Raw genomic sequence first — 16,944 nt, forward strand, 5'->3', positions numbered from 1 at the left:
TTGCGAATCGGGAGCCAATACCCGAGGGAGGGACTTATTTTGGCGGATTTGGATATGGAGAAGCAGGGCTACAGCGGGTTTGAACGGTTTATGTTTTTTGTCACACCGATCTTGTTTACGCTCATACTGCTTGGCGTACTGGTCACGCTGTTTAATTTCGACTTGCGAAATAAGGCACTTGAAATTGGGAATACGGTTCCCTTTTTGAACAAAGTGCTGCCGGAGCCTGCTACTGATGAGAATTCAGCTGTTGTGGATGAAGGTAAAATCAAATCGGAAAATACGACAGCTAAGATTAGCGAGCTGAGAGCGCAATTGACCGTGAAAGAAACCGAGCTTAGCAAGGCAGCGGATGAGAAAACGAGATTATCGTTGCAGCTTAAAGATTTACAAGCTCAAGTAGAGCAGCTTAAGCAAGAGGGTACGAAGAAGGCGCTGGACGATGCAGAGTACCAGAACAAAATCAATGAGCTTGCAGCCATGTATGGCAAGATTACGCCAAGCAAAGCGGCCCCAATCCTCGAAAGCATGGAGATGGATGAAGCCGTGCTCGTGATGGATGCTATGAAACCGGATGATCGCGTTCGAGTACTAGAGAAGATGAATCCGAAGAAAGCGGCTGAGGCAACGGTCAAGCTGAAAGATGTGAAGACCGCAAAGGATCGTCAGATCGCCGCGCTTCAAGCCAGAATCAAGAAACAAGATTCTGCAGTCGCTCAACCAGAGATCGTACTTAGCAAAGCACAGCTCAACACTACTTTCTCAACTATGGATCCGGCAAGTGCCGGAGAGTTGCTGCTTAAGATGGCAGATGTGAGCCCAAGTAAAGTGCTTCGTATTCTAAATGCGGTAGATGATGCGTCACGCTCTAAGATTATTGCGGAGATGTCGGGATTGAACAAAGACATTACGGCACAATTGGTTTCAAAGCTAATGCTAGGCAAATAATGCTGTTTGCCGAAGGAGGTGAAATACATAATGCAAATGCCAGTATCAAATGCTTCTTCCAGCGTTAATGCTCCAACTGCGGTATCAGGTACAGCGTCTGGTAAAGGGACTGAAGGCAATGAGTTTAACCAGACCTTAGTTCAGACGCTTGCCGGTAATGGAGCAGGTTCGACTTCTGCACAACCTTCCAAAGATGCCGCCGTTGTTTCGCAGTTACCGGTAAATACCCTAGCATCTCTATTAGGCGACAATGTATCGTCTACCGAGTTGCTTGCAGCCATTGAAGAGCTTCTAAAGAAGCTTGATGATGCAGACAGTGAAGATTTGGCTCAAACGACAACGGAAAGCAGTTTGGGCGATGCTTTGGTGCAGTTAGACAATCTGTTGAGCATGCTTTCCGGTATGCCATCCGTACAGCCCGTACTTCCGCTTACAGGAAATCAAACTGCGGACATTGATAATCAAGTCGAAGGCGATTCAGCTGGTGGGATCAACCAACTGCTTAGTATCATGGCAGGCATGATGAATGGTCAAGCGTTAGCTGCCAACATGCAAGGTCAAGCAGCACAAACGACCTCAGCTGCTTCTAGCAAAGAGTCTGTGAATGTTGAAGCGATCTCCGCATTGAAATCAGGCTTACAAGATGCATTATCTGACCTGCGGTCACTCTTGCAAAAGCAAAAAGGGAACGCGGCAGATCGTGAACAAAACGTAGTGGTTAGCAAGCAGCTGATTGCAATCGAACAATTAATCAATGGGAAGAAATCGGAGTCGGCAACGGTCTCGGGAACACAACCATCCGAGCAATCGAACGAGATTGATTCCATCCGTGCGCTGCAAACGCCCCCTGTAACCAACAATCATCTTCAGCGCATGGCACACCAATTACTACATGTAGGATTGGTGAAAGCAACGGCAAAACCTGAAGCAACACAGGGTGAGGTTGAGTCATCGCAGCCGCTTACAGAGCCAAGCAACATCAATCTAGCTCTATTAGCTGGTAATCAAGAGTTGCAGCGCCAAGCGATAACGGCTTCGAAGCAACAGATTCAACAGCCTGTTCCCATCCAGCAGTTCGTTTCAACCATTCAAAAGATGGTTGTGGGACAGTTTAATGTAACGGCAAGCAATGGCATGTCCAATGCGCAATTGACGCTATTCCCGGAGCATCTCGGCCAAGTGAATGTCAATATATCGATGCATAACGGTACACTCACGGCTCAGTTCATAGCAGATACTGTAACTGCCAAGGATATGCTGGAAAATCAAATGGCACAGCTTCGTTCCACGCTGCAAGCGCAGGGGATGCAAGTTGAGAAGCTCGAGGTAACGCAATCATCTGTACTGCCGAACATGTTCCAAGACCGTCAAGGGCAAAGCGGAAGAGAGCAAGGAACTTCCAAACGTCAATCCAGCGATGAAACGATCGGAGAGATCGACTTTGATTCAGGGTTGGAAGAAGTAACGATGGAACAAGCGGTTGACCGTGATCTAGGCCTAGGCCGAGGTATTCATACGAGAGCATAACCTACGGTTATGTATGATTACGATGAACCTACAGATCGGAGGTGACGAGAAAAATGTCCGGTGATAATATTTCTACCCGCAACGTTTGGCCTTATTACAGTGCCAGCAATGTCCAAGCAGCAGCTGAGAAGAAAGCGGACACATCGCTTGGCAAAGATGATTTTCTGCGGATTCTTGTAACGCAGCTGCAAAATCAGGACCCCATGCAGCCTTTACAGGATAAGGATTTCATCGCGCAGATGGCGCAATTCTCTTCTGTCGAGCAGCTGGTAAACATGTCAGATCAATTAACGATGCTCCGTCAAAACCTGGGCATGGCCTCCAGCATGATCGGCAAGGAAGTTCAGTGGTATGAATATGCCAATACCGGTGAGATGCTTGCTGTAACTGGAAAAGTGGATTCAATTATTATTAAAGATAAAGCGCAATATGCAAGAATCGGCGATAAAGATATAAAGCTGGATGACATCGTATCGATCGCTGATCAAGGCGGTGAAAATACGAATGGATGATATCTTGAAGATCGGCCATTTACGCCTTACCGGGAATAGCCAGCTTCGTAAACCGAACCAGCAAGAGAGCGCAGCAGCGAGTACAGCATCGTTTAAAGAAGTGTTGGACCGCAATGTGCTTAAATTCAGCAATCACGCCGAGTTACGCATGGCGCAGCGCGGCATAACGTTCAAACCCGAAACGCTATCCAAAATCGTGAACGCAATCGATCAGGCTGCCGCAAAAGGTGCGAAAGATTCGCTGGTTGTATATCGCGACATCGCGATGATTGTCAATGTTCCAACTCGTACTGTCATCACTGCAATGGACGGTAATTCACTCCAAGGCAATGTATTCACCCAAATTGACAGTGCAGTTATTGTTTCTTAATCGGCTGGACCTTCATATTGGAAGCCGAAGAGTCGTGGATCGACTGAAGCGACTCACACGATTGACTTCTTCGCAAGGCAGATTAACTGTACTTACACCACTAGGAGGTTAACAATTCATGTTAAGATCAATGTACTCCGGCGTTTCCGGCATGCGTGGTTTTCAAACGAAGCTTGACGTCATCGGTAACAATATTGCGAACGTAAATACGGTAGGCTTTAAAGCAGGCCGTGTCATGTTCAAGGATATTCTAAGCCAAACGGTCTCCGGCGTAACGCGTCCGGAAGAAGGAACGACTGGCGGCGTCAATGCAAAGCAAGTGGGCCTCGGTGTTGCGATTGCATCCATTGATACAATTCACACACCGGGTAGTGCAATGACAACAAACGTGCCTACCGATGTTCGTATTGATGGTGATGGATTCTTCGCGGTTTCTCCATCGGCAGACGGTGCTGAAGCGCCTTATCTGACTCGCGCAGGTAACTTCACGCTCGATGCAGCAGGCCAACTTGTTAATGGCGATGGCATGTTTGTACTAGATTCTAATGGCGGCCCGATTGTACTAGATCCAGGTGAGGTTAAATCCTTTACAATCTCACAGGATGGTTCGATCATTTCGGTTGGAGCGGACGGTCAAAGCCAGCCATCAAGTTTCCAACTCGGCGTCGTGAAAGTTACGAACCCGAACGGACTTGAGAAAATCGGAGGCAACCTTTACCGGATGACGCCAAACGCGAATGTTGACGGTGAAGTGGTCATGACTACAGCCGGCGACGCTGAGGCAGGTACCGGCGCAATTATCGCAGGTCAACTCGAGATGTCGAATGTTGATTTAACCTCTGAATTTACCGAAATGATTGTCGCACAACGTGGATTCCAAGCTAACTCACGGATCATTACAACTTCTGATGAGATTTTGCAAGAGGTTGTTAACTTGAAACACTAGTGAATAACCGTAGGGGAGGCCTACCTGCCTCCCTGCTAGTTTAAGGAGGAAGTCCATGATCGCAGTAAAGCGTTTGAATGGAAAGACATTACATATTAACGCGCTCTTGATCGAGCAAGTTGAAGAAACACCGGATACATTGATTACCTTAACAACCGGAAAAAAATTACTGGTATTGGATAAGGCCGATGAAGTTATTGCCTCCATACAGTCGTATCTTCGCAGTATAGGCGTTTATGCGGCTACCATAAAGAGTGAACATTCGGAGGGACCCTCGACATGAAAAAAATGCTGCCCTGGCTGATTACCATTTTACTAGCGATCACACTAATTGCTATCGTAGCTGTTATTTTGTACAACTCACTTATGGGTGGGGATGATCCGAAGGACGCTGTTGGCAAAGCGGCAAATAATGCAGAAGCCGTAAAGGTGGTCAAGCTTACTGCGGATGAACGGGTTAAATTGACCAGTGAAATTGCGGATATTAAAACAAACCTGGCGGACCCGGAATACATCGCGGTACTTGGGCTTGCTTTTCAATTAGATGAGAAATCGACGAAAGAAGATTTCGATAAAATTAAAGATATCCAAATCAAACCGATCATTATTCGCACATTATCTGACATGAAGCCGGATCAAGTTAAAGGTTCTGCCGGTAAAGACGAGCTGTGCGCGAAGCTGCTGAATTTGATCAATCAGGAGCTGCCGGAAGGCAAGCTCATTAAGGTAGAGGTAACAAACTTTATCGTGACGACGCTGTAGTCATTAGTTTGCAACATGACGCATTCCTTGAAGGGGGTGAAATAATTGGTTGATGTTCTGTCGCAGAACGAGATTGATGCGTTGCTCGCTGCTTTATCATCCGGTGAAATGGATGCTGAAGAATTAAAAAAGGAAGAGACGCAGAAGAAAATTCGTGTATATGAATTCAAACGTGCGGTCCGTTTCTCGAAGGATCATATCCGAAGCTTAACTCGGATACACGAAAACTTCGCGCGATACTTGACCACCTATTTCTCAGCACAGCTTCGTACATTCGTACAAATTAGTGTTGTTCAAGTTGAACAGCTGCCCTATGACGAATTTATCCGCTCCATTCCCAAGATGACGATTCTGAACATTTTCGAAGCGGAGCCGTTAGAAGGCCGGATGGTGCTTGAGGTTCATCCGAACGTTGCCTATGCGATGTTGGATCGATTACTGGGAGGGCAAGGTCTGGCGCCTTCCAAGATCAACGCACTGACTGAAATCGAAACGAACATTATGGAGCGAATATTCAGCAGGGCGTTTGAGAGCTTACAAGAGGCTTGGAAGACAATTATTGATATTTCACCTCGGATGGAAGCACTTGAAACGAATCCACAGTTCATGCAGATCGTTTCACCGAACGAAACCATCGCGCTCATATCGCTGAGTACGAAGATTGGCGATACTACCGGGATGATTAACTTATGTATCCCGCACGTCGTAATCGAACCGATCATGCCTAGACTGTCCGTACACCATTGGTTCGTGTCGCAGAAGAAGACAAGGGCTCCTGAGGAAGTAGAGGTCCTGAAGCAGCGTGTGAGCAAAGCTAGGCTGCCAATCGTATGTGAGCTTGGTCAGTCCAGCATTTCGATTCGAGAGTTTTTGGGACTTTCGGTGGGAGATGTCATATCGCTCAGTAAACCAATAGATCAAGGACTTGATATTAAAGTCGGGGATAAGCTGAAATTTATCGGCAGCCCAGGATCGATTAAAGATCGTATGGCCGTTCAAATTGATGAAATCCTCACTGAAGGAGTGGAAGAAGAGTATGACGAGTAAAGATTACTTATCTCAAGAAGAAATCGATGCCTTGCTGCGTCAGACTTCCGATGAGGCTGAGATGCCGGAGTCGTTTAACCGGGAGCAGGAATTAAATAATTATCTGAGCTCAATCGAGCAGGATGCACTTGGTGAAATCGGCAATATAACATTCGGAAGCGCAGCAACAGCTCTTTCGACACTGCTTGGTAGAAAAGTAGATATTACAACTCCAAAAGTATCTTTGATCAAACGCAGTGAACTGGATAATGAGTTCCCTAAACCGCACGTAGCCGTATCTGTAAGCTATGTTGATGGTTTCCAAGGAATCAACTCACTCGTTATTAAAACAAAAGATGCACAGACCATTGCGGATTTAATGCTTGGCGGTGAAGGAAAGCTGCTTGGTTCAGAGCTGAATGAGATCCATATCAGCGCTGTGCAAGAAGCGATGAATCAAATGATGGGCTCATCTGCGACATCGATGTCTACCATCTTCAACCGCTTTGTAAACATCTCACCACCGGGTATCGATATTTTGGATATTCATAGCGGTTCAGGCGTAGAGAAGCTCCCGCCGGACGATCTCTTCATTAAAGTATCGTTCCGTTTGGCTATCGGCGACTTGATTGATTCAACCATCATGCAGCTCCTGCCTATTTCTTTTGCAAAAGAGATGGTAGACACGCTGATGGGCGGAACTTCAGCTTCTGAACCTACACCGGCCCCAACACCTGTTCAAGCGCCTATACATACAACTGTAGCAGCTGCTCCGGCAGCTGCTCCGGCACCTGTGCATACACCTCCTCCGGCCTATATACCGGAACCGCCGGCAGCTCATATGCCGCCTCCGGCAGCTTACATGCAGCCACCGATGCCGCAGTATGCAGCAGCACCTGTTGGGCCTCAAACTTATGGTGCCGCAGCGAACCGCAATGTGAATGTACAACCTGTACAATTCGCTAATTTCCAAGGCGCGCCGTATGTGCAGACAGATGATTCAAATTTAAATTTATTACTCGACATACCGCTTAAGGTCACAGTAGAATTAGGGAGAACTCAGAAGCAAATTAAGGATATTCTTGAGTTGTCTCAGGGGTCAATCATTGAGCTGGACAAGCTGGCAGGGGAACCGGTTGATATTTTGGTCAATAACAAGTTAATCGCCAAAGGCGAGGTAGTGGTTATCGATGAGAATTTCGGTGTTCGTGTCACTGATATCGTAAGCCAATGGGACCGTATTTCAAAATTACAATAACACCTTAGGGGGAAGAAACGATGGCAAATCGCATTTTAATCGTAGACGACGCAGCATTTATGAGAATGATGATCCGCGACATACTTACAAAAAACGGATATGAAGTCGTAGGGGAAGCACAAGACGGTGCTCAAGCAATCGAGAAATACAAAGAATTGAAACCGGATCTTATTACAATGGATATTACGATGCCGGAGATGGATGGTATCGTAGCTTTGAAAGAAATCAAGAAAATCGATGGCAATGCAAAAGTGATTATGTGCTCCGCAATGGGACAACAAGCTATGGTTATCGATGCTATTCAAGCCGGCGCAAAAGACTTTATCGTTAAACCATTCCAGGCTGACCGCGTAATTGAAGCGATCAAGAAAACGCTAGGGTAATAGAATGAAGGTTTTAAAGAGTGTTCGACTTGCTGCTATGGCTGTCTCCGGCTGGCTTTTGACAGCAAGTCTCGCGTCAGCAGAGATTAGCGGTGATGAGGATAAACCGGTAATCGGGACGAGTATCGGGTATTACATCTGGGTCATCATTGCGCTCATGCTGGTCATCGGACTTATCATCCTCGTTATTAAGTGGCTTTCCAGTCGTAATCGTGGTTGGGGGACCAATCGAGCGCTTCGTTCATTAGGCGGCATTCCGCTTGGTCAGAATAAATCGCTGCAAGTGGTAGAGCTCTCCGGCAGAGTTTACGTTGTTGGTGTTGGTGAAGATATCACCCTGCTCGATAAAATCGATGATCCGGAAGCGGCATCAGCAATCTTGGAAGCTATTGAACAACAGAACGGTCGTAATTGGAACACACCGACATTGACGGATGTTATCAGTCGATTCCGTAGAAGCAACAAAGCTGATGAGCCTACTAGCGAGCCTTGGCAAACTGCAACCTCATTCAAGGAACTGCTCAATAACGGGATGATGCGTCAGTCAGATCAGAAGCAGAAGGTTGAGGAACTGCTTAAAGAGCAAAATCAAAATGATCGGTTGTTGGATGAATGAACAAGAAACTATTACTAGCAGTTGCTGCTTTTCAAGTGTTTACCCTATTGTTTCACGCTCATGCCTTTGCAGAGCCGCTGCCAAATGTAAGCGTAAGTATTGGAGACAGCGGCAGTGAAACCCCTGGTACGAGCGCGCTTTCCCTCTTATTGATGATAACCGTTCTAAGTGTGGCTCCGGCCATTCTCGTATTAATGACCAGCTTCACTAGAATCGTAATCGTTCTGGGTTTCGTCCGTACATCACTCGGAACGCAGCAAATGCCTCCGAATCAAGTATTGATCGGACTTGCAATGTTTCTCACCTTCTTCATCATGTCGCCGACTTTAGGGGTAGTTAATCAAGTGGCTCTTCAACCTTATCTCAAAGGTGAATTAACGCAAACTGAAGCGCTTAACAAGGCCGCTGTTCCAATGAAGACATTCATGATGAAGCAAACGAGAGATAAAGACTTACTTCTGTTTTTGAAATATACGAAGACAGAGAAGCCGAAGTCCATAGAGGATGTTCCAATTACGATTATGGTTCCGGCTTACGCGCTAAGCGAGCTTCGAACGTCATTTCAGATGGGCTTCATGATATTCATACCGTTTCTCATTATAGACATGGTAGTCGCCAGTACGCTAATGGCGATGGGAATGATGATGCTTCCACCGGTTATGATATCGCTACCGTTCAAAATTTTATTGTTCGTACTGGTAGATGGCTGGTATCTCATCGTCAAATCGTTACTATTAAGCTTTAATCCGTAGGTTCTGTCAGGAAGGAGTGCAAGCATGAGTACAGACTTCATCATTGCCTTGGCTGGACAGGCAGTATATACGGTTCTGAAAGCAAGTGCGCCAATGCTCTTAATCGGACTTGTAGTTGGACTGATCGTTAGTATTTTCCAAGCTACCACTCAGATTCAGGAGCAGACTTTAGCATTCGTTCCTAAGGTGGCGGCTGTGTTACTTTCCATCTTGCTGTTTGGGCCGTGGATATTGAATACGCTGGTCGATTTCACATACAACCTGCTGAATAACTTGTATAAATACATCGGATAGGCTGTGGATCGATGGAGTTGTTTCTTCAAGGATTCCCTATTTTTTTGCTTATTTTTTGTCGAATAACAGCGTTTTTCGTCGTGGCGCCTATCTTTTCGACTCGAAATGTGCCGAATACGTTTAAATTGGGATTCTGTTTTATTATATCGCTTCTCGTTTTCTTAACGTATGGTCTCAAACAAACCATTGTACCCGATGCTGACTATGTATTAGCGATCATTCGGGAAATATTAGCAGGTGCTTTGCTCGGGTTTGCAGCCTATCTGTTTTTTACGATTGTAAATACAGCGGGTAGTTTAATCGATATGCAAATGGGCTTTGGTATGGCGAACATCATTGACCCCATGACAGGTGCTTCGGCGCCGCTCATTGGCAACTTCAAAGGCATGATCGCAACCCTCGTATTCTTATCGATTAATGGTCATCATTACTTGCTTTCCGCTTTACTGCAAAGCTACGAATGGGTTCCGTTAACGAACACGCTGTTTGCCCACGTCAGTAGCGGGAGCATATCCACCTATTTGATCGGAATGTTCGGGCAAACATTTATGCTTGCCGTTCAGATGTCAGCACCACTAGTTGTCGCGATGTTCTTAACGGACGTTGGTCTTGGATTTCTTGCGCGGACAGCGCCTCAGTACAATGTATTTGTAATCGGGATCCCAATCAAAATTTTAGTCGGCTTTCTCATGTTGGCTGTTATGATGCCGGGTCTGGTAGTCCTGTATGAGCACTTGTTTGAACAGATGTTCACTGCCATGCGGAAGCTATTCGACATTTTACAAGGTCCTGCAGCTTAGGTAGGAGGCAGTAATTATGGTTAACTATCGTTGGACGCTCGATTTACAGATGTTCAATGGTGAAAAAACAGAGCGTGCAACACCGAAGAAGAGGCAGGATGCTCGTAAGAAAGGCCAGACGGCCAAAAGCCAGGAAGTTCCGGCTGCTCTTATTCTATTCTTTATTTTTCTAAGCTTTATCTTGATGGGTGATTACTATAAGGTCCGTCTGATGCGTATATTTGGCCTGATATTAGAACAGAAGCTGTTGATGCAAGTGACGACGGATAATATCATCGCATTGTTCTCTGATTTAATGATGCAGGGCTTCATGTTATTGGCGCCAATATTTGCGATCACGGTACTTATCGCGATATTGGGCAATTACGCACAGATCGGAATTATGTTTACCGGTGAGCCGCTTATGATGAAGTTCAGTAAAATCAGTCCTCTAAAAGGATTTAAACAAATTTTCTCCATGCATTCTGTAGTCGAGTTTGTGAAAAATATTTTGAAACTGCTTCTCATTGGATTCATGGTCTATTGGATTCTGTGGGGCGAACTGGATGTCATTATGCAGCTCGCGACGGTTTCGATTGGCGGTATCTTTAGCCTCATTGCAAGAATTACGATCAAGCTTGGTTTATATATTGGAGCAATCCTTGCAGTATTAGCGATTTTCGATTACATGTACAAGCGATATGAACACGAGAAGAGCTTGAAGATGTCTAAGCAAGACATCAAGGACGAATATAAGAAATCCGAAGGTGATCCGCTCATTAAAGGGAAGATCCGGGAGCGGCAGCGCAGGATGGCTCTGCAACGAATGATGCAGGATGTACCTAAAGCTGACGTCGTCATCACCAATCCTACTCACTTCGCCATTGCCATTCAATATGAAGGATCAAAAATGGATGCTCCTAAAGTAATCGCAAAAGGGATGGATTTTGTGGCCCTTCGCATCAAAGATGTGGCAAAGGAGCATGGCGTCATCATGATGGAAAATAGGCCGCTTGCCAGAGCGTTATACGATCGAACGGAAATCGGTGATACGGTTCCCGTTGACCTATTCCAGGCTGTGGCGGAAGTACTGGCATATGTATATAAGCTCAAAAAGAAAGTGAAATAATCTACATTTATCTATGGAGGAGGGAACGTCATGAAGGCTAGAGACCTGACCATATTAATCGGGATCATCGGCATCGTTCTTATGATGGTCATTCCGATTCCACCAGCTTTACTTGACGTGCTCCTAATAGTCAACATTTCAGTTGCGCTCATGATTTTGCTTATAGCTATGAATACGCAAGATGCATTGGAATTTTCCATATTTCCGGCATTGCTGCTCATCACAACCTTGTTTCGATTAGCCCTGAACGTTTCAACCACACGGAACATCCTTCAGCATGCACATGCCGGCAAGGTAGTAGCAACTTTCGGTAATTGGGTAGCCGGCGGCCAAATCGCAATTGGATTCGTTGTCTTTCTAATCCTTGTAGTTGTTCAGTTCCTCGTTATCACGAAAGGCTCGGAACGTGTCGCAGAGGTTGCCGCAAGGTTTACATTGGATGCGATGCCCGGTAAACAGATGAGTATCGATGCCGACTTGAATGCCGGCCTCATCAACGAAGTACAGGCCAGAGAGCGTCGTCAAAAAATCGAACGTGAAGCCGATTTCTACGGATCGATGGATGGTGCCAGCAAATTTGTTAAAGGGGATGCCATTGCATCCATCATCATTCTAATCATTAACCTTCTTGGCGGATTTGTAATCGGGATGTCGATTCATGGCATGAGTTTTGCGGATTCGTTACATACGTTCTCTGTTCTAACGATCGGTGACGGACTAGTCAGCCAAATTCCCGCACTATTGATTTCAACGGCTACCGGTTTAATAGTCACACGCGCTGCATCCGATGGAAACTTGGCCCATGATGTTACTTCGCAGCTGTTTCGTTATCCGAAACTGCTCTACATTGTAGCAGGTACGATCACGCTGCTTGGAGTTGGAACGCCAATCGGTCCGATTGCGACGTTGCCTTTTGCAGCTATGATTTCGTATGGAGCCTACAGGATGCAAAAATCGCTTACGAAGGAACAAGAAGCACAAGAGCTTCTTGTGGAAGAACAGGAAATTGAAGAAGTTCGAAGCCCTGAAAGTGTAATCAGCTTGCTGCAGGTTGATCCGATCGAATTTGAATTTGGTTACGGTCTTATCCCGCTTGCCGATACGCAGCAGGGCGGCGATTTGCTGGATCGGATTATCATGATTCGTCGGCAATGTGCGCTTGAACTCGGGCTTGTTGTACCGGTTATCCGAATTCGAGATAATATCCAGCTTAAACCGAATGAATACATAATTAAGATTAAAGGCAATACAGTAGCGCGCGGCGAGCTTCTGCTCAATCATTATCTTGCGATGAGCCCGGGCTTTGAAGATGATTCGGTTATTGGTATTGAGACAGTTGAGCCAGCCTTCGGCTTACCTGCCATTTGGATAGATGAGGCTACAAAAGAGAGAGCAGAGCTGACAGGCTATACGGTTGTTGATCCTCCATCTGTTGTCGCAACTCATCTGACTGAACTCATTAAGCGCCATGCGCATGAGCTTATCGGGCGGCAAGAGACGAAAGCACTTGTGGACAATGTTAAGGATTCTTACCCTGCATTGGTTGACGAACTCATTCCATCTATTCTAAATGTCGGTGAAATTCAGAAGGTGTTGTCCAAGCTGCTTCGTGAGAAAGTTTCTATTCGCGACATGGTAACGATATTCGAAGCACTCGCCGATCATGGAACCTATACGAAGGATACGGATATTCTGACTGAATATGTTCGCCAGGCCTTGTCCAGACAAATTACACAGCAATTCTCGCATAATGGAGATACTCTTCGCGTCATAACAGTGGGACCAACGCTTGAGAAGAAGATTGCTGAATCGGTACAAAGCTCGGAGCAAGGCAGTTACTTGGCTCTAGACCCGGTATCGACTCAGACCATCTACCAGAAGTTGAATGAACAAGTAAATAAACAAATTCAATCCGGCAATCAGCCGATCGTGCTCGCATCACCTACTATTCGCATGTATTTAAGACAAATCGTGGAACGTACGATGCAGGATGTTCCGGTTCTATCTTATAGCGAGCTCGAACCTAGTATTGAAGTACAAAGCATTGGAGTGGTGAATCTATGAAGGTAAAGCGTTATGTGGTCAATGCATTACCCGATGCGCTGCCGATGATTCGCAATGAGCTTGGTGTAGATGCCATTATTTTGAATACGAAGGAGATTCGGGTTGGCGGATTTCTTGGTATGTTCGGCAAGAAGAAAACCGAAGTGATTGCAGCAGTCGAGGCGGGAAGCAAAGCACCGACACCTAAGTCGCCCTCTCGCCCTCAAGCGGCTAAACAGCCCACTGTCTCAGCGACAACGATGGCTTCGATTACATCAATGGCTGCAACTGCTGTAGCCGAACGGCAAGCCAATAAAGACAAACTTGCCAAACCGGAAATAACAGCTCAACTAACACCTGAACTATCAGAGTTGCCTCGTGTCACCTCATCTGCGACATATGAGCCTAGATTACCTGCACAACAGCAGCATACCAGTGCGGAGAATCGCAAGCTTCGAATGACAGAAGATGAATTGATTTCTGAGATTCGGGATATGAAGCAATGGATTGTCAAAATGTCCAAGCAGCAGAAGCTAGAGACAAGACCTGAAGCATTGCAAGCTTTATATGATCGACTTCTGGATCAAGAAGTCAGTCAGAAGCTGATTGACAAATTAATGGAAGAAATCGAAGAAGAGCTGGAAGCTTCTGATCCTTCAAGTCAGACGACTCCCGTTGATCGATTGACGGTATGGCGCATTGCTGAACGGATGCTGCTAGATTGGCTCAAGGATTTTGAAGCAAGTGTCATTGGAAGAGATACGCAGGTTATCCATTTTGTTGGGCCAACCGGAGTTGGGAAGACGACATCTATTGCTAAACTGGCTGCCGAGCAAACGTTAAAGTCGGGTCGTAGAGTCGGCTTCATCACCTCCGATACTTATCGCATCGCCGCAGTCGATCAATTGAGAACGTACGCTACGATTCTGAATGTACCTCTTGAGGTCGTGTTCTCTCCATCGGAAGTAGCAAGAGCCTTCAAGCAGCTTGAAGACCGCGAGCTGATTTTTATGGATACAGCGGGCCGGAACTTTCGCAACGAGCTTTATGTATCTGAAGTAAACAGCTTGCTTCAATCTGACCGACGTTCAGAAACATTCCTAGTGCTCAGCCTGACCGGCAAGTTTGCCGATATGTCGAGCGTCGCCGAGAACTTCGCGAAATACGGTATAGATCGAGTGCTGTATACGAAACAGGATGAGACGAACGCGTGTGGAGCCATTCTCAATTTAGCTTTGGAACAGGGACTCCGTCCTACTTACATTGCATACGGTCAAACGGTTCCTGACGATATTACGACGTTCAAGGTATCTAGTTACGTTTCGCAATTGTTGGGGGCTTCTCAATGATGACTGACCAGGCGGAAGCACTGCGGAATTTAGTGCGCAATCAAGAGCAGAAGAATGAAGGACGCACGACCAAAGTCATAACGGTGACAAGCGGTAAAGGCGGCGTTGGGAAATCTAACTTTAGTCTGAATTTCTCACTCGCTCTGCAGCGGGTAGGGCAGAAGGTGCTCATTTTCGATGCTGATATCGGAATGGCCAATATCGATGTGTTAATGGGTGTGTCGTCGACCTACAACCTCTACCATCTCTTGAAACAAGAGAAAACGATTTGGGAGATTATTCAAGAGGGGCCACAAGGGGTTCATTTCATTGCAGGCGGCTCGGGGTTTAAGGATCTTCTTGATTTATCAGCAGCACAGCTTGACTACTTCGCTGAACAAATTAGCAAGCTTCATGGTCAGTATGATGTGATTCTGTTCGATACGGGGGCAGGGCTTTCCAAGGAAACGGTCAAGTTCATCACTGCTGCCCAGGAAACGATCGTCGTCACGACACCTGAACCGACCTCGATTACAGATGCTTATGCACTAATTAAGATGGTCACAGCAATGGAACATGACGTTAAATTCAAACTGATTGTGAATCGGGCCATCGATACCAAGGAAGGCAACGCAACCGCAGACAAAATCGGTCTGGTGGCACAGCGTTTTCTAAATATTGAACTGCCGGTGCTGGGCATTTTGCCGGATGATCCAAATGTAACAAAGGCCGTAAAGAAACAAGTTCCTTTCGCTATTGCCTATCCGGGTACCGAAGCTTCGAAATCGATCTTGGAAATTGCCAAACGATTCGTTGACGTACCTCACACTCCTGCCGCCGCAAATAGCGGTGTCAAAGGATTTCTACATAAGATGTTCAGACTCTCATAATAATCCTTTGAATCGAGGAGGCAAATCGATGAATGCAATCTCGCGAGTATTGGTGGTAGATGATTCTGCCTTTATGCGGAAAATTCTGTGTGATCTGATCGCTGTTGATCCCCAATTTGACATTATTGCTACAGCAAATAATGGCCGCGAAGCAATCGAGGCTGTACGAACGCTTAAACCGGATGTCATTACGATGGACTTGGAAATGCCGGAGATGAATGGGCTAGAGGCGTTAGAGCGTATTATGCGAATTCATCCGGTACCGATTATTATGCTCTCCAGCATTAGCGATGACGGAACAAGAGAGACAATTAAAGCGCTGCAGAATGGCGCCTTTGACTTTATCCGTAAGCCTTCTGGACCGATGTCTCCTGATATCCATACCGTTGGCGAGCAATTGCTGGAGAAGCTTCGTATCGCAGTACTGACGAAGAGGCATTCTTACTTGTTCCAGCCTTCAAAACCGGTTCCGGCACCGAAGAAGCCCAATATCGCTAAATCGAAGCCTGTGACAATCAGCTTTGAATCAGCACCAATGGTTAAGGACGAGCTCCCACAGAAGCCTGCGCAACCGCTAATGGAAGAGTTTACGAGTCTTCGTGAGCGGAAGCCTGCTGCTAAAGAGAAAACAGCGAAACCAACGCCTCCGATGGAAGCAAACAAACGCGCGACGAAGAAGGAACCTGAACCCTTGTTACCAACGGTGGATTCAGAAATGGAATCGGTCATGAAGCCGAATAAGCCTGTACGTTCCAGAAACTTCAAGCATTTGGTTGCGATCGGAACCTCGACTGGAGGACCGCGTGCCCTTCACGAAGTTATTACGACACTTCCGATTGACTTCCCGGCTCCTGTGCTGGTTGTACAGCATATGCCGCCCAAATTCACACGTTCCTTGGCACAGCGGCTCGACACATTCAGTTCGCTGCATGTTACGGAAGCTGCACATGGAGAGCGAGTAGAAGCGGGTGTCGTTTACATCGCTCCAGGCGGATACCATATGGAGATTGTCAAAGAAGGCGGCGGGTATTCGATCAAACTATCCGAGGATGCACCGCGCTGCGGGCACAGACCATCCGTCGATACGATGTTCGAATCCTGCGCCGCATTCCCGGAATTACGCAGACATGCGGTCATTATGACGGGTATGGGAAGCGATGGAGTAAAAGGGATGAAAGCTCTTAATGACAGCGGAGCAGAAACGGCTATTGCCGAGTCGGAAGAGACTTGTGTCGTATATGGAATGCCGCGTTCCGCAGTAGAAGCAGGAGTCGCCAAGTCGATTATTCCGCTTCGACAGATCGCAAACGCAATTACCCATGCCGTCAGAAAGTAAGGCATACATTTTCGCATGGCAACCATTTATACAGGAGGTGCATGG

19 protein-coding genes are annotated in these 16,944 nt (G+C 46.4%); all 19 read left to right on the plus strand.

What is annotated here, in order from left to right:
• Positions 1–39 precede the first annotated feature (39 nt).
• The 19 genes from AC50Y3_RS12420 to AC50Y3_RS12510 all read left to right on the plus strand — a co-directional run bounded on the left by AC50Y3_RS12420 (position 40) and on the right by AC50Y3_RS12510 (position 16,899).
• Positions 40–948, plus strand: coding sequence for a MotE family protein (locus AC50Y3_RS12420; protein ID WP_494819035.1), 909 nt, complete (start codon positions 40–42; stop codon positions 946–948).
• A gap of 30 nt (positions 949–978) precedes the next feature.
• On the plus strand, positions 979–2,475 hold the full coding sequence (locus AC50Y3_RS12425) for a flagellar hook-length control protein FliK (protein WP_494819036.1): 1,497 nt from the start codon (positions 979–981) through the stop codon (positions 2,473–2,475).
• Positions 2,476–2,528: 53 nt separating this feature from the next.
• Positions 2,529–2,987, plus strand: a complete 459-nt coding sequence (locus tag AC50Y3_RS12430) for a flagellar hook capping FlgD N-terminal domain-containing protein (RefSeq protein WP_494819037.1) — start codon at positions 2,529–2,531, stop codon at positions 2,985–2,987.
• Complete coding sequence (locus AC50Y3_RS12435; RefSeq protein WP_494819038.1) at positions 2,980–3,357, plus strand: TIGR02530 family flagellar biosynthesis protein; 378 nt, start codon at positions 2,980–2,982, stop codon at positions 3,355–3,357. Before AC50Y3_RS12430 ends, AC50Y3_RS12435 begins: the two co-directional genes overlap by 8 nt.
• Positions 3,358–3,475: 118 nt before the next feature.
• Positions 3,476–4,303 carry a flagellar basal body rod protein FlgG gene (flgG, locus tag AC50Y3_RS12440; RefSeq protein WP_494819039.1) on the plus strand — a complete coding sequence of 276 codons (828 nt, stop codon included), beginning with the start codon at positions 3,476–3,478 and terminating at the stop codon, positions 4,301–4,303.
• A 55-nt stretch (positions 4,304–4,358) separates the two neighbouring features.
• On the plus strand, positions 4,359–4,586 hold the full coding sequence (locus AC50Y3_RS12445) for a flagellar FlbD family protein (protein ID WP_494819040.1): 228 nt from the start codon (positions 4,359–4,361) through the stop codon (positions 4,584–4,586).
• Complete coding sequence (locus tag AC50Y3_RS12450) at positions 4,583–5,065, plus strand: flagellar basal body-associated FliL family protein (RefSeq protein WP_494819041.1); 483 nt, start codon at positions 4,583–4,585, stop codon at positions 5,063–5,065. The genes AC50Y3_RS12445 and AC50Y3_RS12450 overlap by 4 nt, the downstream gene beginning before the upstream one ends.
• A 45-nt stretch (positions 5,066–5,110) precedes the next feature.
• Positions 5,111–6,112 carry a flagellar motor switch protein FliM gene (gene fliM, locus AC50Y3_RS12455; RefSeq protein ID WP_494819042.1) on the plus strand — a complete coding sequence of 334 codons (1,002 nt, stop codon included), beginning with the start codon at positions 5,111–5,113 and terminating at the stop codon, positions 6,110–6,112.
• The gene (fliY, locus tag AC50Y3_RS12460) at positions 6,102–7,349 is read left to right on the plus strand and encodes a flagellar motor switch phosphatase FliY (protein WP_494819043.1); all 1,248 of its coding nucleotides are present in this window, start codon (positions 6,102–6,104) and stop codon (positions 7,347–7,349) included. The genes fliM and fliY overlap by 11 nt, the downstream gene beginning before the upstream one ends.
• 20 nt (positions 7,350–7,369) lie before the next feature.
• Positions 7,370–7,732, plus strand: coding sequence for a response regulator (locus AC50Y3_RS12465; RefSeq protein WP_090637619.1), 363 nt, complete (start codon positions 7,370–7,372; stop codon positions 7,730–7,732).
• Positions 7,733–7,736: 4 nt separating this feature from the next.
• Positions 7,737–8,348 (plus strand): flagellar biosynthetic protein FliO, encoded by a 612-nt coding sequence (locus AC50Y3_RS12470; RefSeq protein WP_494819044.1) that lies wholly within the window; start codon positions 7,737–7,739, stop codon positions 8,346–8,348.
• A complete protein-coding gene (gene fliP, locus AC50Y3_RS12475; RefSeq protein WP_494819045.1) occupies positions 8,345–9,100 on the plus strand; it encodes a flagellar type III secretion system pore protein FliP in 756 nt (251 codons plus the stop codon). The genes AC50Y3_RS12470 and fliP overlap by 4 nt, the downstream gene beginning before the upstream one ends.
• A 24-nt stretch (positions 9,101–9,124) precedes the next feature.
• The gene (gene fliQ / locus AC50Y3_RS12480; protein ID WP_091218725.1) at positions 9,125–9,394 is read left to right on the plus strand and encodes a flagellar biosynthesis protein FliQ; all 270 of its coding nucleotides are present in this window, start codon (positions 9,125–9,127) and stop codon (positions 9,392–9,394) included.
• Between the two features lie 11 nt (positions 9,395–9,405).
• A complete protein-coding gene (fliR, locus tag AC50Y3_RS12485) occupies positions 9,406–10,194 on the plus strand; it encodes a flagellar biosynthetic protein FliR (RefSeq protein ID WP_494819046.1) in 789 nt (262 codons plus the stop codon).
• A 16-nt stretch (positions 10,195–10,210) separates the two neighbouring features.
• A complete protein-coding gene (gene flhB / locus AC50Y3_RS12490) occupies positions 10,211–11,302 on the plus strand; it encodes a flagellar biosynthesis protein FlhB (RefSeq protein WP_494819047.1) in 1,092 nt (363 codons plus the stop codon).
• A gap of 30 nt (positions 11,303–11,332) precedes the next feature.
• On the plus strand, positions 11,333–13,366 hold the full coding sequence (gene flhA, locus AC50Y3_RS12495; protein ID WP_494819048.1) for a flagellar biosynthesis protein FlhA: 2,034 nt from the start codon (positions 11,333–11,335) through the stop codon (positions 13,364–13,366).
• Complete coding sequence (gene flhF, locus AC50Y3_RS12500; protein WP_494819049.1) at positions 13,363–14,694, plus strand: flagellar biosynthesis GTPase FlhF; 1,332 nt, start codon at positions 13,363–13,365, stop codon at positions 14,692–14,694. Before flhA ends, flhF begins: the two co-directional genes overlap by 4 nt.
• Entirely contained in the window at positions 14,694–15,563 is an 870-nt protein-coding gene (locus tag AC50Y3_RS12505; RefSeq protein WP_494819246.1) for a MinD/ParA family protein, read from the plus strand. Before flhF ends, AC50Y3_RS12505 begins: the two co-directional genes overlap by 1 nt.
• 28 nt (positions 15,564–15,591) lie before the next feature.
• Positions 15,592–16,899: a protein-glutamate methylesterase/protein-glutamine glutaminase gene (locus AC50Y3_RS12510; RefSeq protein WP_494819050.1), complete on the plus strand. Its 1,308-nt coding sequence runs from the start codon at positions 15,592–15,594 to the stop codon at positions 16,897–16,899.
• The last annotated feature ends 45 nt before the right edge of the window (positions 16,900–16,944 follow it).

The sequence above is a fragment of the Paenibacillus sp. J22R98 genome, from assembly GCF_059383835.1.

Excerpts from the sequence above, each read along its gene's own strand:
- AC50Y3_RS12425 (WP_494819036.1), top strand. The coding sequence starts at position 979 with ATGCAAATGCCAGTATCAAATGCTTCTTCCAGCGTTAATGCTCCAACT.
- AC50Y3_RS12430 (WP_494819037.1), top strand. The coding sequence starts at position 2,529 with ATGTCCGGTGATAATATTTCTACCCGCAACGTTTGGCCTTATTACAGT.
- AC50Y3_RS12435 (WP_494819038.1), top strand. The coding sequence starts at position 2,980 with ATGGATGATATCTTGAAGATCGGCCATTTACGCCTTACCGGGAATAGC.
- flgG (WP_494819039.1), top strand. The coding sequence starts at position 3,476 with ATGTTAAGATCAATGTACTCCGGCGTTTCCGGCATGCGTGGTTTTCAA.
- AC50Y3_RS12445 (WP_494819040.1), top strand. The coding sequence starts at position 4,359 with ATGATCGCAGTAAAGCGTTTGAATGGAAAGACATTACATATTAACGCG.
- AC50Y3_RS12450 (WP_494819041.1), top strand. The coding sequence starts at position 4,583 with ATGAAAAAAATGCTGCCCTGGCTGATTACCATTTTACTAGCGATCACA.
- fliY (WP_494819043.1), top strand. The coding sequence starts at position 6,102 with ATGACGAGTAAAGATTACTTATCTCAAGAAGAAATCGATGCCTTGCTG.
- AC50Y3_RS12465 (WP_090637619.1), top strand. The coding sequence starts at position 7,370 with ATGGCAAATCGCATTTTAATCGTAGACGACGCAGCATTTATGAGAATG.
- AC50Y3_RS12470 (WP_494819044.1), top strand. The coding sequence starts at position 7,737 with ATGAAGGTTTTAAAGAGTGTTCGACTTGCTGCTATGGCTGTCTCCGGC.
- fliP (WP_494819045.1), top strand. The coding sequence starts at position 8,345 with ATGAACAAGAAACTATTACTAGCAGTTGCTGCTTTTCAAGTGTTTACC.
- fliQ (WP_091218725.1), top strand. The coding sequence starts at position 9,125 with ATGAGTACAGACTTCATCATTGCCTTGGCTGGACAGGCAGTATATACG.
- fliR (WP_494819046.1), top strand. The coding sequence starts at position 9,406 with ATGGAGTTGTTTCTTCAAGGATTCCCTATTTTTTTGCTTATTTTTTGT.
- flhB (WP_494819047.1), top strand. The coding sequence starts at position 10,211 with ATGGTTAACTATCGTTGGACGCTCGATTTACAGATGTTCAATGGTGAA.
- flhA (WP_494819048.1), top strand. The coding sequence starts at position 11,333 with ATGAAGGCTAGAGACCTGACCATATTAATCGGGATCATCGGCATCGTT.
- flhF (WP_494819049.1), top strand. The coding sequence starts at position 13,363 with ATGAAGGTAAAGCGTTATGTGGTCAATGCATTACCCGATGCGCTGCCG.
- AC50Y3_RS12505 (WP_494819246.1), top strand. The coding sequence starts at position 14,694 with ATGACTGACCAGGCGGAAGCACTGCGGAATTTAGTGCGCAATCAAGAG.
- AC50Y3_RS12510 (WP_494819050.1), top strand. The coding sequence starts at position 15,592 with ATGAATGCAATCTCGCGAGTATTGGTGGTAGATGATTCTGCCTTTATG.